General features: G+C 69.3%; 15 protein-coding genes, 3 tRNA genes and 1 pseudogene. 4 read left to right on the top strand and 15 right to left on the bottom strand.

Annotation, left to right across the window (positions count from 1 at the left end):
- Positions 1 to 131 precede the first annotated feature (131 nt).
- From ACZ4N5_RS39235 to ACZ4N5_RS39265, 7 genes are all read right to left on the bottom strand, one after another.
- Entirely contained in the window at positions 132 to 980 is an 849-nt protein-coding gene (locus ACZ4N5_RS39235) for an SCO4651 family lipoprotein (protein ID WP_467761778.1), read from the bottom strand.
- A gap of 162 nt (positions 981 to 1,142) precedes the next feature.
- Entirely contained in the window at positions 1,143 to 2,084 is a 942-nt protein-coding gene (locus ACZ4N5_RS39240; protein WP_467761767.1) for an SCO4651 family lipoprotein, read from the bottom strand.
- Positions 2,085 to 2,275: 191 nt separating this feature from the next.
- Positions 2,276 to 3,001 (bottom strand): 50S ribosomal protein L1, encoded by a 726-nt coding sequence (rplA, locus tag ACZ4N5_RS39245; RefSeq protein ID WP_467761768.1) that lies wholly within the window; start codon positions 2,999 to 3,001, stop codon positions 2,276 to 2,278.
- A 94-nt stretch (positions 3,002 to 3,095) separates the two neighbouring features.
- Positions 3,096 to 3,530 (bottom strand): 50S ribosomal protein L11, encoded by a 435-nt coding sequence (gene rplK, locus ACZ4N5_RS39250; protein ID WP_261705301.1) that lies wholly within the window; start codon positions 3,528 to 3,530, stop codon positions 3,096 to 3,098.
- A gap of 193 nt (positions 3,531 to 3,723) precedes the next feature.
- Complete coding sequence (gene nusG, locus ACZ4N5_RS39255; RefSeq protein WP_467761769.1) at positions 3,724 to 4,590, bottom strand: transcription termination/antitermination protein NusG; 867 nt, start codon at positions 4,588 to 4,590, stop codon at positions 3,724 to 3,726.
- Between the two features lie 77 nt (positions 4,591 to 4,667).
- Complete coding sequence (gene secE / locus ACZ4N5_RS39260) at positions 4,668 to 4,949, bottom strand: preprotein translocase subunit SecE (protein ID WP_103549158.1); 282 nt, start codon at positions 4,947 to 4,949, stop codon at positions 4,668 to 4,670.
- A gap of 109 nt (positions 4,950 to 5,058) precedes the next feature.
- Positions 5,059 to 5,131, bottom strand: a tRNA-Trp gene (locus tag ACZ4N5_RS39265).
- 247 nt (positions 5,132 to 5,378) lie between these two features.
- On the opposite strand from ACZ4N5_RS39265, the gene ACZ4N5_RS39270 reads away from it, so the two are divergent.
- Both ACZ4N5_RS39270 and ACZ4N5_RS39275 read left to right on the top strand, forming a co-directional pair.
- On the top strand, positions 5,379 to 6,605 hold the full coding sequence (locus ACZ4N5_RS39270; protein WP_467761770.1) for a pyridoxal phosphate-dependent aminotransferase: 1,227 nt from the start codon (positions 5,379 to 5,381) through the stop codon (positions 6,603 to 6,605).
- Positions 6,606 to 6,836: 231 nt separating this feature from the next.
- Positions 6,837 to 7,856 carry an adenosine deaminase gene (locus ACZ4N5_RS39275; RefSeq protein ID WP_467761771.1) on the top strand — a complete coding sequence of 340 codons (1,020 nt, stop codon included), beginning with the start codon at positions 6,837 to 6,839 and terminating at the stop codon, positions 7,854 to 7,856.
- Between the two features lie 7 nt (positions 7,857 to 7,863).
- Here the strand turns inward: ACZ4N5_RS39275 and ACZ4N5_RS39280 are convergent, their stop codons facing one another.
- The gene (locus tag ACZ4N5_RS39280) at positions 7,864 to 8,514 is read right to left on the bottom strand and encodes a TetR/AcrR family transcriptional regulator (protein ID WP_467761772.1); all 651 of its coding nucleotides are present in this window, start codon (positions 8,512 to 8,514) and stop codon (positions 7,864 to 7,866) included.
- A gap of 125 nt (positions 8,515 to 8,639) precedes the next feature.
- Here ACZ4N5_RS39280 and ACZ4N5_RS39285 point away from each other — a divergent pair, with 125 nt between their 5' ends.
- A complete protein-coding gene (locus ACZ4N5_RS39285) occupies positions 8,640 to 9,272 on the top strand; it encodes an NAD(P)-dependent oxidoreductase (protein ID WP_467761773.1) in 633 nt (210 codons plus the stop codon).
- Between the two features lie 126 nt (positions 9,273 to 9,398).
- Here the strand turns inward: ACZ4N5_RS39285 and ACZ4N5_RS39290 are convergent, their stop codons facing one another.
- The 7 genes and pseudogenes from ACZ4N5_RS39290 to ACZ4N5_RS39320 all read right to left on the bottom strand — a co-directional run bounded on the left by ACZ4N5_RS39290 (position 9,399) and on the right by ACZ4N5_RS39320 (position 12,740).
- Positions 9,399 to 10,511: a UDP-N-acetylmuramate dehydrogenase gene (locus tag ACZ4N5_RS39290; protein ID WP_467761774.1), complete on the bottom strand. Its 1,113-nt coding sequence runs from the start codon at positions 10,509 to 10,511 to the stop codon at positions 9,399 to 9,401.
- 210 nt (positions 10,512 to 10,721) lie between these two features.
- Positions 10,722 to 11,036, bottom strand: a pseudogene (locus tag ACZ4N5_RS39295) (MFS transporter); the annotation flags it as partial.
- Positions 11,037 to 11,223: 187 nt separating this feature from the next.
- Positions 11,224 to 11,652, bottom strand: a complete 429-nt coding sequence (locus ACZ4N5_RS39300) for a MaoC family dehydratase (protein WP_467761775.1) — start codon at positions 11,650 to 11,652, stop codon at positions 11,224 to 11,226.
- A gap of 1 nt (position 11,653) precedes the next feature.
- On the bottom strand, positions 11,654 to 12,106 hold the full coding sequence (locus ACZ4N5_RS39305; protein WP_387298197.1) for an FAS1-like dehydratase domain-containing protein: 453 nt from the start codon (positions 12,104 to 12,106) through the stop codon (positions 11,654 to 11,656).
- A 190-nt stretch (positions 12,107 to 12,296) separates the two neighbouring features.
- Positions 12,297 to 12,461 carry a 50S ribosomal protein L33 gene (gene rpmG, locus ACZ4N5_RS39310; RefSeq protein ID WP_004571794.1) on the bottom strand — a complete coding sequence of 55 codons (165 nt, stop codon included), beginning with the start codon at positions 12,459 to 12,461 and terminating at the stop codon, positions 12,297 to 12,299.
- 87 nt (positions 12,462 to 12,548) lie between these two features.
- Positions 12,549 to 12,621: transfer RNA gene (locus ACZ4N5_RS39315), tRNA-Met, on the bottom strand.
- A gap of 46 nt (positions 12,622 to 12,667) precedes the next feature.
- A tRNA-Thr gene (locus tag ACZ4N5_RS39320) sits at positions 12,668 to 12,740 on the bottom strand.
- Positions 12,741 to 13,203: 463 nt separating this feature from the next.
- On the opposite strand from ACZ4N5_RS39320, the gene ACZ4N5_RS39325 reads away from it, so the two are divergent.
- Positions 13,204 to 14,454, top strand: coding sequence for an amidohydrolase family protein (locus ACZ4N5_RS39325; RefSeq protein WP_467761776.1), 1,251 nt, complete (start codon positions 13,204 to 13,206; stop codon positions 14,452 to 14,454).
- Positions 14,455 to 14,878: the final 424 nt, after the last annotated feature.

Below are 14,878 nucleotides of genomic sequence, written 5' to 3' on the forward strand. Positions count from 1 at the left end.
GTCGTCCGCAGTTTCAGCGGATCCTTCGGTCACCACGCCCTCTTGCGAGCACGAGGCAACGACCAGCGGTCTTTGGCTTCTCGAGGAGAGTACGTGAAGGGGACGTCGCCAAGCAAATCCGCCCGGAGGGGTCAGCCCTGCTCGGCGCCCTTCATCATCTCGGCGAGGTCGACGGTGTCCTTGGCGGGCGGGGCCGTCACCGTCACCGGCTTGTTGAAGTCGAGGAAGGTGATGGTCAGGTCGAGCGGGCCCTTGTCGGCGGTCCCCCGCATACGGAACTGCTTGGTGCGGTCGTTGCCGTCGACCCACATGTCCATCGTGAGAGCGTCGATGCCCATCTTCGTGTACTGGTCGAGGCTCTTCTGCCGCGCCTCACGGGTGGCCTTGTCCTGGCTCTTGAGGGACTTGCGGAACTCGTCGAGGGTGACCTTCCCCTTGTAGTGCGTGGTCCGCACGCCGTCGACGGTCTCGGTCCCGACCTTCTTGACGTCCTTCGAACCGGTGAGGAAGGTCGACTCGGTGGCCGGGTTCCTGTCGGCCGCTCCGCCGCCCAGCTGGTCCGCGTTCAGCTCCTTGTCCGCGCCCAGCGCGGACATGTCGAACTTGATCCAGTGCTTGCCGCCCATGTCCTTGGCGGCCTTGGCGCCCCCGCCGATGTACATCGCCTTGCCCACCAGCCGGATCTCGACCGGGCCGTCGGCGGCCTGGTCCTCGGCGGTCATCTTCATGTTCATGGCCAGCGGCTTCATGCTCATGGCCGCCTCACCGCCGACCTTGCCCTCCTGAGGGACCTGGCCGGTCATCCGGTAGCGCAGGGAGGTGATGTCCTCGGTCCTCTTCGCCGCCTTCGCCACGGCCGCGGCGGGCGTGAGCGCGGGCGACTCCTCCGCGGCGTCCTTCGTGCAGCCCACCGCGCCCCCGCCGAGCACCAGCGCCGCGAGTGCCGCGCCGGCGGCCCGGTGTCGTACCGAGTCGTTCACAGAAAGCCTCATGATTCCCCCCACGGGACAGATGAGCGATTCACAGATTCGACGCGAGCGTACTCAAGCGGGCTCACGTGATCATCCGAGTTTCCCGAGGTCTGGAGCCCGCGGCCTGGAGAGGGGGCGACGGGGCCAGGCCTGGACGGCGGGGCTCAGAAGCTAGGAGCTCGTACCGGAGCCGGTCGACGTGTCGCCGCTGCCCGGCGTCATGCCCTGCTTCTTCAGGAGGTCCTTGAAGTCCTCGGTGTCACCGGCCGGGGGCGCCGCGGCCGAGACCTTCACTCCGTAGTCGCTGTAGTACGTCGTGGAGGACATCGTGCCGCTCGTCATCGCGGCCTTGGATACCGCCTTGACGAGCAGGTCCTTGCCGTCGACCCAGATGTCCACGTCCTCCGTCGTGATGCCGACCTGGGTGAACTGCTTCTTCATGCTGGCGAGTTGACTCGCGGTGAGGTGGGAGCTCTTGGCCGCGAGGTCCGCGACGTTCACCGTGCCCGCGTAGTGCGTGGTCTTCTCGCCGCGGACCGTCTCGTCGCCGACCTTTTTGACATCGCCGGACGCGAGCAGGAGCTTCACCGACTGGTTCGGCGAGTTGTTCTGCGCCTGGTCCTTCAGGAGCGCGCCGGAGCCGCCCCCGAACTTCGCCAGGTCGTCGTACCCGTACCTGATCCAGTGCTTGCCGCCCGCCTGCTGGGCGAACGTGTCGCCCATCTTCGCGTAGTAGGCGTCGGACAGATAGCGGGCCTCCATGGAGGCGCTGCCCATCTTGCGCATCGTCTCGGCCATCGTGCCGCCGGTGTACGTGATGGTCATGTCGCCGGTGAGGCCGTTGCCCCAGCCCAGGACGCCGCTCGACTTCATGGACATCAGCGAGCCCATGCTCGTCGTGGACTCGATCCGGGCGGAGTTCGCGCCGTCGGTGGACTTCTCGGCGGACCGCAGGGCCGCGATGGGACTGACGTGCGTGGTGCTCTTGTGGCCGGCCTTGTCGTCCTTGCCCGAACTCACCGAAGAACCCGAGGAGTTGCAGGCCGTCACCCCCGCCAGCGCGGCCGTCAGCGTGATCGAGAGGGTCACGCGGCGCACCATGGTGCTGTTCATTCGTCCCACCCCTATGCGAATTATGTGAACTGCACGCTAGCGCAGCCCACTGACACACGTATCCGAATTCCGCCCCGGGGCGATCGCCCCGGAAAGGCCTCCGGAGATGAGGACGGGCCCCGCACCTCGAAAGGTTGCGGGGCCCGTTCAGATACGCGTGCGCGACGCGGTCACCGGGGTGAGCGGGAGGCTCAGACGGCGGCCGGGTCCTCCTCGACGAGGAGGTTGCGGGTGCGGTTGGGGTCGACCGGAACGCCGGGGCCGATCGTGGAGCTGATCGCGGCCTTCTTGATGTAGCGACCCTTGGCGGCCGACGGCTTCAGACGAAGGATCTCGTCGAGGGCCGCACCGTAGTTCTCCACCAGCTTGGCGTCGTCGAAGGACACCTTGCCGATGATGAAGTGAAGGTTCGAGTGCTTGTCGACGCGGAACTCGATCTTGCCACCCTTGATCTCGGTGACAGCCTTGGCGACGTCCGGGGTCACGGTGCCGGTCTTGGGGTTCGGCATGAGACCACGGGGACCGAGCACGCGGCCGAGGCGGCCGACCTTGCCCATGAGGTCCGGGGTGGCGACGACGGCGTCGAAGTCCAGACGGCCCTTCGCCACCTCGTCGATGAGCTCGTCGGAGCCGACGATGTCGGCACCCGCGGCAGTCGCGGCCTCGGCACGGTCACCGGTCGCGAAGACCAGGACCCGGGCGGTCTTGCCGGTGCCGTGCGGGAGGTTCACGGTGCCACGGACCATCTGGTCGGCCTTGCGCGGGTCGACACCCAGGCGGAAGGCGACCTCGACGGTGCCGTCGAACTTGCTCGTGGAGGTCTCCTTGGCGAGACGGACGGCCTCGAGCGGGGCGTAGAGCTTCTCCCGGTCGACCTTGGCGTCCGCAGCGCGGAGAGACTTGCTGCGCTTGCTCACTACTGCTCCTGATGTGTTCTGAGGAGTCGTGGTACGGGCCGAGCAGGCCCTGCCACGTGCGGCCGGAGCCGCATGGTTCCTACGAAGGTGGGTGTCAGCCCTCGACCGTGATGCCCATGGAACGGGCGGTGCCGGCGATGATCTTCGCGGCGGCGTCCAGGTCGTTGGCGTTGAGGTCGGGCATCTTGGTCGTGGCGATCTCGCGGACCTGCGCCTGGGTGATCTTGGCGACCTTGGTCTTGTGCGGCTCGCCGGAGCCCTTCTCGACACCCGCGGCCTTGAGGATCATCTTCGCGGCCGGCGGAGTCTTGGTCACGAAGGTGAAGGAGCGGTCTTCGTAGACCGTGATCTCCACCGGGATGACCCAGCCACGCTGCGACTCGGTCGCGGCGTTGTAGGCCTTGCAGAACTCCATGATGTTGACGCCGTGCTGACCGAGCGCGGGGCCGACCGGCGGGGCCGGGTTCGCCGCACCGGCGTTGATCTGGAGCTTGATAAGCCCCGTGACCTTCTTCTTCTTGGGAGGCATTCCGGGTCCTCTTTCGTTTTCGCCTTCCTACGTCCGAGTCGCCCCGGACGGCTGCCTTCAACCGAGGTGATGATCCGGATGGAGGCATACCGCACAACGATAACGGGTATCTGTGCGCGGCTAAAAACCGAGCAGGTCAGACAGGCTGTGACAGCCCGTCTGACCTGTTCGGAAGACGTACGTCCAGAAGGTGCTAGTTCTTCTGGATCTGGTCGAAGGAAAGCTCGACCGGGGTCTCGCGGCCGAAGATCTCGACGAGGCCCTTGACCTTCTTCGAGTCGGCGTTGATCTCGTTGATCGTCGCCTGCAGCGTGGCGAACGGGCCGTCGGTGACGGTGACCGAGTCGCCGACCTCGAAGTCCAGCACCTGGACCTCGACCTTGCGCTGCGGAGCGGGCTTGCCCTCGGCCTCGGCGGCCTCGCGGGCGGCCTTCTCCTCGGCCTCCGGGGCGAGCATCTTGACGATCTCGTCCAGGGTCAGCGGGTACGGGTCGTAGGCGTTGCCCACGAAGCCGGTGACGCCGGGCGTGTTGCGGACGACACCCCAGGACTCGTTCGTCAGGTCCATGCGGACCAGGACGTAGCCCGGGAGCTTGTTCTGCTTGATCGTCTTGCGCTCGCCGTTCTTGATCTGCGCGACTTCTTCCTGCGGCACCTCGGCCTGGAAGATGAAGTCCTCGACGTTCAGCGAAACGGCACGCTGTTCGAGGTTGGTCTTCACGCGGTTCTCGTAACCGGCGTACGTGTGGATGACGTACCACTCGCCGGGGAGCATGCGCAGTTCCTCGCGCAGGGCGGTCACGGGGTCGACGGGCTCGGCCTCTACTTCGGCCTCGGCCTCGCCGGCGTCGTCGGCGAGCGCCTCGGCGGGCACGTCCTCGTCCTCGACGTCGTCACCGGACTCGTCCTCGACGTGCATGGCCGCGTCCTCGGCGGGCTCGCCGGCGGCGGCATCGGCAGCCTCGAACTCGTCCACGACGTCCGCTCCCTCGACGATCTCGAGCTCGTCGTCAACGGACTCGACCGACTCGGTGGCGTCGTTCAGGTTCGGGTCAGACACGGTGGCTGCTTCTTCCTGGATACATGGGGGTGGAACACGCGAAAGGGGCGCCGGTGACGGCGCCCTTCGCTCTCGGCTCAGCCGAAGACGTACTTGGCGGCGTGGTTGAGCCCATAGTCAATCACGGTCACCAGGCCGATCATGATGACGACGAACACAATCACCACTGTGGTGTAAGTCGTCAGCTGATTGCGAGTCGGCCAGACAACCTTACGGAGTTCCGCGATGATCTGGCGGTAGAAAGTGGCAAGGCGCTTCAGCGGGCCCTTCTTGGCACGCTTACCACCCTTGCGGGCCTTCTTTTTGGACTCCGGCGCCTCGGCATCAGGCATGTCGATGGAGCCCACGGCGTCCGTCACTCGTCCTCACCTGATTCCCGGGTCGTGACCGTGCCGCGCCCGGTTGAGCCGCACGGCGGTGCATTGCAGTACGTACATGCGCACACATCCTGGCGAAAGGTGTGTGTAGCAGGGCCGGAGGGACTTGAACCCCCAACCGCTGGTTTTGGAGACCAGTGCTCTACCAATTGAGCTACGACCCTTTGATTTCCCCCAACGTACCGCATCCGACCGGGTGCTCGGTGTGCACCGGTTGAGCGCGGCCGGTGAAGGCCAACGAGGTGAGAGTGTACGTGGTCCGGAGCCGGTCGTCGAACAGAAAGTGTCCGTACGGGCTTCCTCCGCTGAAGATCGACTGGTGGGCGCGCGGATCCGAATGGATGTTCTGCCGCTGTTCAGTCTGTGAAACCCGCGTGCCGGGGGCGTTTCCGGTCTGAAACGATGGGTCCCATGAGCCCTGCAACCCCTCCCACCGAGCGCCGGGTCTCCGCCCGAGTCGGCGCGATCTCCGAGTCCGCCACCCTCGCCGTGGACGCCAAGGCCAAGGCACTCAAGGCCGCCGGACGTCCGGTGATCGGTTTCGGCGCCGGTGAGCCCGACTTCCCGACCCCGGACTACATCGTTCAGGCGGCCATCGAGGCCTGCTCGAACCCCAAGTACCACCGCTACACGCCGGCCGGCGGGCTCCCCGAGCTGAAGGCCGCGATCGCCGCCAAGACGCTGCGCGACTCCGGCTACGAGGTGGAGGCCGCCCAGGTCCTGGTCACCAACGGCGGCAAGCAGGCCATCTACGAGGCCTTCGCCGCGATCCTCGACCCGGGCGACGAGGTCATCGTCCCGGCGCCGTACTGGACGACCTACCCGGAGTCCATCCGTCTCGCCGGCGGTGTCCCGGTGGACGTCGTCGCGGACGAGACCACCGGCTACCGCGTCTCGGTCGAGCAGCTGGAGGCCGCCCGCACCGAGAACACGAAGGTGCTGCTCTTCGTCTCCCCGTCCAACCCGACGGGCGCGGTCTACACCCGCGAGCAGATCGAGCAGATCGGCCGCTGGGCCGCCGAGAAGGGCCTGTGGGTCCTGACCGACGAGATCTACGAGCACCTGGTCTACGGGGACGCTGAATTCCACTCCCTGCCCGTCGTGGTGCCCGAGCTGCGCGACAAGTGCATCGTCGTCAACGGCGTCGCCAAGACGTACGCGATGACCGGCTGGCGCGTGGGCTGGGTCATCGGCCCGAAGGACGTCGTCAAGGCCGCGACCAACCTCCAGTCGCACGCCACCTCGAACGTCTCGAACGTGGCCCAGGTCGCCGCGCTCGCCGCCGTCTCCGGCGACCTCACGGCCGTCGCGAAGATGCGCGAGGCCTTCGACCGCCGCCGCAAGACCATGGTGCGCATGCTGAACGAGATCGACGGCGTGCTCTGCCCCGAGCCCGAGGGCGCGTTCTACGCGTACCCCTCGGTCAAGGGACTCCTCGGCAAGGAGATCCGCGGCAAGCGCCCCGCGGACACGGTCGAGCTGGCCGCGCTCATCCTGGAGGAGTCCGAGGTCGCGGTCGTCCCGGGCGAGGCCTTCGGCACGCCGGGCTACCTGCGCCTGTCGTACGCCCTCGGTGACGAGGACCTCGTCGAGGGCGTCAGCCGGATCCAGCAGCTGCTGTCCGAGGCGAAGGACTGAGCGTCTACGACGCATAAGCGGGCCTCCGGCTGGACCGGGGGCCCGCTTATGCGTTCAGGCACGCGCTCGTTCGGTGAACCCGGCTGCCTGGTCCAAGATTTACGGCAGGATCTTGGGGTGACTCCTCCCCCGAGGGGGCTTCTCACTCAGCCGCCGTTGCGGCCTCATGACGGACAAGCCCTGCCCGGCACCTTTCGGCACGGAGCAGAGCCTAGCGATTACGGAGCGTTGATGGGTGTTGTTCGTGATATCCGGCAGCTGCCGAAGGCCCATCTGCACCTGCACTTCACCGGTTCGATGCGGCACACCACCCTGCTGGAACTGGCCGACAAATACGGCGTACGACTGCCGGACGCGCTGACCAGCGGGGAACCGCCGAAGCTGCGGGCGACCGACGAGCGCGGCTGGTTCCGCTTCCAGCGCCTGTACGACGCCGCGCGGTCCTGCCTCAGAGAGCCCGAGGACATCCAGCGCCTGGTGCGCGAGGCCGCCGAGGAGGACCTGAGGGACGGCTCCGGGTGGCTGGAGATCCAGGTCGACCCCACCTCGTACGCCCCGCGCCTCGGCGGTCTGATCCCGGCCCTGGAGGTGATCCTGGACGCGGTCGACTCGGCCGTTCGGGAGACCGGACTCGGGATGCGCGTGCTGGTGGCCGCCAACCGGATGAAGCACCCGCTGGACGCCCGCACTCTGGCCCGGCTCGCCGTGCGCTACGCGGACCGGGGGATCGTCGGATTCGGGCTCTCCAACGACGAGCGGCGGGGCATGGCACGGGACTTCGACCGGGCCTTCGCCATCGCCCGCGAGGGCGGGCTGCTGTCCGCGCCGCACGGCGGCGAGCTGACCGGGCCCGCCTCGGTCCGCGACTGCCTGGACGATCTGCACGCCTCACGGATCGGCCACGGGGTGCGGGCCGCCGAGGACCCGCGGCTGCTGAAGCGCCTCGCGGACCGCGGGGTGACCTGCGAGGTCTGCCCCGCCTCGAACGTCGCCCTGGGCGTCTACGAGAAGCACGCCGACGTCCCCCTGAGAACTCTGTTCGAAGCCGGTGTACCGATGGCCCTCGGCGCCGACGATCCGCTGCTCTTCGGATCCCGGCTCGCCGCCCAGTACGAGATCGCCCGCCGCCACCACGCCTTCACGGACCCGGAGCTGGCCGAGCTGGCCCGCCAGTCCATCCGCGCCTCGGCCGCGCCGGAGGACGTCCGCGCGAAGCTGCTCGCCGGCGTCGACGACTGGCTGACCTCCTAGCCGCTTCTCAGGACCCCGCCGTCTGCGCCGTGTCCCTGGGCGCGATCCCGGCGAGCAGCGTGCGGGCGAGCGCCGGGGCGAAGGTGTCCAGGGGCGGGGGCGCGCCCTCCTGGGTGGCGTCGTAGGCGAACGCCCGCTGCGCACAGGCGCCGAGCAGGAGGGACGCGGCCGCGAAGGTGTCGGTGTCCGGCTGTATGCGCCCGGCCCGCTGCTCCGCCAGCAGGTACGCGGCGACGCCCCGGATGGGCATGTGCGGGCCCGCTCCCATGGCCCGCATGGCGTCGTCGTGGCGGCGCTTGAGCTGTGTCTCCGCGTACAAGGAGGCGGCGATCGGGAAGCTCTGCTCATAGAAGAGGGCCGCCTGGCGGGCGATCTCGGTGAGGTTCTCCTCCAGGGGGTGCTCCCCCGGCTCGGCCGTCAGCCGCTCCAGAAGGGGGCCCAGCCGCGGCAGCCGCTCCTGAAGGACCCGGATGAACAGCTCTTCCTTGCTCGCGAAGTACTTGTAGAGCGCGGCCTCGGAGCAGCCGGCCGCCCGGGCGATCTCCTTGGTGGTGGCGCGGGAGAGGCCGAGGGTGAGCATGAGCTCGTGCGCCGCGTCGAGGATGCGGATCCTGGCCGGCTTCGACGGCGTGGGCTCCGTAGCGGATTTCTGCTGCATGGGGCCCAAGGATTCCATGACACGTCCTCACGGGTTGACGGGTGGGTGAGTACTTACTCACTCTAGAAGAAGCACGGGTGAGTGAACACTCACCCACCTCATCCCCACCTCATGCGGAGCAGGTCATGAAACTCACCGTTTTCGGTGCCACCGGAGGCATCGGCCAGGAGATCGTCCGCCAGGCCCTGGGCGCGGGCCACCAGGTCACGGCCATCGTGCGGGATCCCGCGCGGCTCACCGTCACGGGCGCGAGTCTGGAGGTGTTCCGCGCGGATCTCACCGACCCGGGGTCGCTGCGCCCCGCCGTCGCGGGCCGGGACGCGGTCCTGTCCGGTCTCGGCGCACGCAGCCGCAAGGACGCCGGGGTCGCGGCCCGGCTCACCCGTACGGTGCTGGGCGCCATGGAGGCGGAGCAGGTGCGGCGACTGCTGGTGGTCAGCGCGAGCCCGGTCGGCCCCGGCGCCGAGAACGACACGCTCGTCGACCGTGCCATGCGGCGCCTGATCTCCAGCATCCTGAAGGACGTCTACGCCGACCTGCGGGAGATGGAGGGCGAACTGGCGGCCAGCGCCACGGACTGGACAGTCGTCCGTCCGCCCCGGCTCCAGGACAAGCCGCTGACCGGCTCCTACCGCACGGCCGTGGGCGGCTTCCCGCCCAAGGGCCGCTTCATCGCACGCGCGGACGTGGCCCACGCGATGCTGGCCATGATCGACGACCCGGGGACCATGAAGCAGGGCGTGGGCATCGCCTACTAGGGCGAGCCCGTTTGCCCGCACCTGCCGGGCGTGCGGCGCGAGCCTGCGGCACCTTCAGGTGACCTTCAGGAACCGTTCGGTGCCCTTCGGGAACCGTCGGAGACCTTCGGAGAACTTGAGGGCGTCTCAGAGGCCCGCGTTCACCGTCACCGGCTCGTTCACGAGGGTGATCCCGAAGGCGTCGTGAACACCGGCGACGACTTCCCGGGCCAGCGCGAGGAGGTCCTCGGTGGTGGCCCCGCCCCGGTTGGTCAGGGCCAGCGTGTGCTTGGTGGAGATGCGGGCGGGTCCGGTTCCGTAGCCCTTGGTGAAGCCCGACTTGTCGATCAGCCAGGCCGCGGAGGTCTTGGTGTGGCCGTCACCGGCCGCGTACGCCGGTGGTACGGCGTCGGCGCCGAGCCGCTCCTTCACGCGCGCGTGGAACGCGGCGAACGCCTCGTCCGTGAGGATCGGGTTGGTGAAGAACGACCCGGCGGACCAGGTGTCGTGATCCTCGGGGTCGAGCACCATGCCTTTCCCGGCACGCAGCTTCAGGACGGTCTCGCGGGCGGCGCCGAGGGGCACGCGGTCGCCGGGCTCCACACCGAGCGCGCGGGCCGTCTCGGCGTACTTGACCGGCGCTGACAGCCCCTGCGCCTCCTCCAGCTCGAAGCGGACGCGCAGCACCACATGGCGCTCGGGGTCGGCCTTGAAGCGGCTGTGGCGGTACGAGAAGGCGCACTCGGCGTTGGTCAGCGCGACCGTCTCGCGCGCCTTCCGGTCATAGGCGATGACTTCGGTGATCGTCGACGACACTTCCTGGCCGTACGCGCCCACGTTCTGGATCGGGGTCGCGCCCGCGGAGCCGGGGATACCGGCGAGGCACTCGATCCCGGCGAGCCCCGCCTCGACGGTGCGGGCGACCGCGTCGGTCCACACCTCGCCCGCGGCCAGCTCCAGCCTCGTGCCGTCGAGCGAGAAGCCCTTCGTCGCGATGCGCAGGGCGGTCCCGGCGAAGCCCTTGTCGCCGATGACCAGGTTCGATCCGCCGCCGATGAGCAGCAGCGGCGTACCGGCGTCGTCGGCCTCGCGCACGGCGGCGACCACCTCGGCGTCGGTCGTGGCGGTGATCAGCCGGGCGGCCGGGCCACCGAGCCGGAAGGTGGTCAGCGGGGCGAGCGGGGCATCGTGGAGTTCCTGCACGCGCCCAAGACTACGAGAAGGGGCGGGGGCACCCGGCCACCGGTGCGCTCCGGACATGCGAGCGGCCCCGCCGGTGGGGCGGGGCCGCTCGCGTCCGAGCGCTTGACCGGGATGGCTCTCCTGGGGGTTCGATCGCACGATCAGGTGATTCCCGGGGGCGGCCGAAGGGCCGGTACCTCCGTTCCGCTCGTCAGCGGGAGGCGGTTTCGAGGGAGGCGGTCGCAAGCCGGTCGGCTGCGAGCGAGTCCGCCTCGAAGGATGCGGCCTTCAGATCCACCGAGTCGCCTTCGAGGGCATGCGCCGGGGCGTCGGCCGTCTCGGTGCGCGCCGGGCGCTCGGGATGAGCAGGGCCGCGAGACCCGCGAGGGCGACGACCGAGGCACCGACCACGAGCGCCGGCCGCAGTCCGTCGATGAAGGTCTGGGCGGTCGCGTAGCCGCCCTGCGCCGAGAAGATCGAGGACATCACCGCGATGCCGAGCGCGCCGCCCACCTCGCGCAGCGCGTTGTTGGCGCCGGAGGCGATGCCCTGCTCGTGCGGCCGGACGCTGGACATGACCAGGTTGGAGGCCGGGGCGAAGTAACTAAGTCAAGAGGTGCGGAGACGTTGGAGGTCGCCCCCCCTCGCCCCGCTCCCCGTCGCCTGGCATCGTCTCGCCCCGTCCCGCCCTTCACCTGGCCTCGCGTCGCCAACAGGAAACGCGTAAGGGGCGCCCGCTATGGCGGACGCCCCTTACTTGACCTGGGGATCAAGTCACTCGACCTGGGGATCAAGCCAGCCGTACGACCGCTCGCGACATCCCCAGTACCTTCTGTCCGGCACTGGTCGCCGTGAGGTCGACGCGGACGGTGTTGTCGTCGAGCTTGGCGGCGACCTTGCCGCCGACCTCGATGGTGGCGCCCTTGTCGTCGTTCGGGACGACGACGGGCTTGGTGAAGCGGACGCCGTACTCGACGACGGAGCCCGGGTCCCCCGCCCAGTCGGTCACCACACGGATCGCCTCGGCCATGGTGAACATGCCGTGCGCGATGACGTCGGGAAGGCCCACCTCGACCGCGAACTTCTCGTTCCAGTGGATCGGGTTGAAGTCCCCGGAGGCACCCGCGTACTGCACGAGCGTGGCACGCGTCACGGAAAACGTCTGAGCCGGCAGTTCGGTGCCGACCTCGACGTCCGCGTAAGAGATCTTCGCCGTCATGTCAGCCCACCTCCGCCGCACGGGACACGAGCTTCGTGACGGCCGTCACGACGTGCTCGCCCGCCTCGTCGTGGACCTCGCCACGGATGTCCAGGATGTCGTTGCCCGCGAGGGACTTGATCGACTCGATGGTCGAGGTGACCGTGAGCCGGTCACCCGCGCGCACCGGACGGGTGTACGCGAACTTCTGGTCGCCGTGCACCACCCGGTTGTAGTCGAGGCCCAGTTGCGGGTCCTGGACGACCTGGCCCGCGGCCTTGAACGTGATGGCGAACACAAAGGTCGGCGGGGCGATCACATCCGGATGCCCGAGCGCGCGTGCGGCCTCGGGGTCCGTGTACGCAGGGTTGCTGTCCCCCACGGCTTCCGCGAACTCGCGGATCTTCTCCCGACCGACCTCATAGGGATCGGTGGGCGGGTAGGACCGCCCTACGAAGGACTGGTCGAGCGCCATGGGCTCGGCACCTCCTGATTGTCTTCGCTGCGCTGGTTGTCGCAGCTGGACCGACCGTCTTGGCCGGACGGCCCATCTTCGCTCTAAATCGCTGGTCCACCTATGACACGGGGTACGCGCCGGACATCGGTTCCACAACGACGCGAGGCCGCCCCCAATGAAGGGGACGGCCTCGTGTACGAGCCTGAAATTAACGCGTTTCGCGGTGCGCGGTGTGCGCGTTGCAACGCGGGCAGTGCTTCTTCATCTCCAGTCGGTCCGGGTCGTTACGCCGGTTCTTCTTGGTGATGTAGTTCCGCTCCTTGCACTCCACGCAGGCCAGCGTGATCTTGGGGCGGACGTCGGTGGCAGCCACAGGAGTGCTCCTTGACGAACGGATGGGACATTAACGCATAGAAGAGTAGCCGATCGAAGGACCGACCCCACAATCGGCTACTGTCAGTAGCGGTGACCGGACTTGAACCGGTGACACAGCGATTATGAGCCGCTTGCTCTACCGACTGAGCTACACCGCTGAGATGCGATCGGTCCCCGTCTCGCGACGGGAACCTCCCACACCAGAGCCCCAATACGGAATCGAACCGTAGACCTTCTCCTTACCATGGAGACGCTCTACCGACTGAGCTATTGGGGCGAGCGATGAAGACATTACACGGTCCGCCGCCGATCGCCCAAATCCGTTTCGCGGCACCCGCCCCGGCCTGACCCCGGGCGTTCCCAGAACCCCTCGCGGGCCCCTCTGGCCTCCTGGATCACACGGGGTGACGGGCCTCCGACCACCCATGGGTGGGGGTGACCGGGCACTTACGTGGCCGGGCACGGGGGTGGCCGCGGACGGGGGTGGCCGCGGACGGGGGTGGCCGCGGACGGGGGTGGCCGCGGACGGGGGTGGCCGCGGATGGGCGGACGGCTGACACCCGCCCCGGTCAGGAGATGGCTGGTCCCCGGCTCGCCGACGGACCACACCGGTACGACTATTGCGCTCCTCCCCGACGTTGACGAGTCGCCGCCCTAGGCTCGACTCACGCTGCGTGATCTTGTGTCCCCACGCTCCGCAGTCGTCCCTCCCGCAGCCGCCCCCGAGCCCCAGGAGCGCGATGCCCGACAGTCAGCAGCAGCCGCCCCATTCCTCGTCGGGGCAGACCGACACGGCCGCTCTCCTGCTGTGCGGGGCGCGGCTCACCGACGGCCGGGCCGTGGACGTACGGCTGGGTGGTGGTCGTATCGAGGCGGTCGGTACCGCCGGGAGCCTGGCGGCGGGCACCTCGGGGGCTCTCGCCGCGAAGGTGGACCTCGACGGTTACCTCCTCCTGCCGGCCCCCGCCGAGGCCCACGCGCACAGCGACACGGCCCTCACCGCCGACGGCGACGGCCCTCTCGCGTACGACGACCAGGAGATCCAGCGCCGGGCCACCGAGGCGGCGCTGCTGCAACTGGGGCACGGCGTCACGGCATTGCGGTCCCATGTGCGCGTCGGTGACGTGCAGGGGCTGGACGCGCTGGCGGCGGTGCTCGAGGTGGGGCGGTCGTTGCGGGGGCTCGCCGAACTGGCGACGGTGGCGATGCCACGGGTACTGACCGGGGCGGCCGGCGCCGACGGGCTCGCGATGCTGCGGGACGCCCTGAAGATGGGCGCTTCCGTGGTGGGCGGCTGCCCGGACGCGGACCCCGATCCGACGGGGTACGTCGAGGCCGTCCTGGAACTCGCCTCCGAGCACGGCTGCCCGGTCGATCTGCACACGGACGCCGCCGAACCCGCCCGGCTCGCCCGGCTCGCCGCGATGGCGGGCGGGCTGCGGCCCGGAGTGACGCTCGGCCCGTGCGGTGGGCTCGGCCGGCTGCCGTCCGAGGTGGCCTCCCGCGCCGCGGACCAACTCGCCGCGGCCGGAGTGACGGTGGTGTGTCTGCCGCAGGGTGGCTGCGGTTCGGCCGACCGGCGCGGCATCGCTCCCGTACGGCTGTTGCGAGCGGCCGGCGTACGGGTCGCGGCGGGCAGTGGCGCCCTGCGCGACGTGTCCAACCCGGTGGGACGCGGGGACCCGCTGGAAGCCGCCTACTTGCTGGCCTCGCGAAGCGGGCTGCGCCCCGAGGACGCCTACGACACGGTGAGTTGCGCCGCCCGAGCCGCCCTCGGGCTGCCCGAGGTGCGCGTGGAGGCCGGATTCCCGGCCGAGTTGCTGGCCGTGCGCGGGGACAGGCTCGCGGGGGCGCTGTCCCTCGCGTACAGCCGGATCGTGGTCCACCGCGGGCGCGTGGTGGCGCGGACCAGCGCGGTGCGGGAGTACTGCAACTCGGCGGCCGAGTCGGGGCTTGAACTGCCCCGGCAGGGACGGGGGGAGCCGTCGTAGCCGGGCCCGGGCACGCCAACTTCGCTGCACGCGCGCGTGCAGCGAAGTTGGCGTCGCGGCTCCTCGCCGACACGGCGCGCACGGCGGCCACGCGCGCGTGGAAGGTGACTGGCTCCGCGCGACCGGTGGCGTGCAGAGACGTGACCGGTGGCACGCGCAGACGTGACCGGTGGCACGCGCGCGTGCCGCGCTGCTCCGCGGGTTTCACGGGTTCCCTCGCGGGGCTGCACAGGCTTCGGCGCTTCTACGGGCTCCACGCGCCCCCAGGGGGGCCTGAACAGGCCGGCTGCCCCGGGGGCCCGGAAAGGCTTTCGCGGGCGTGCGTCCGCGCGCTAGATGTTCTGTCCTGGGAGGTTGTGGACGGGTGAGCCAGGTCTCGGCTGAGGGATCTTGAACGGGTGAGGGCCTTCCGGTTCGGTGTGGA

It is taken from the genome of Streptomyces sp. NPDC026500 (assembly GCF_055567635.1).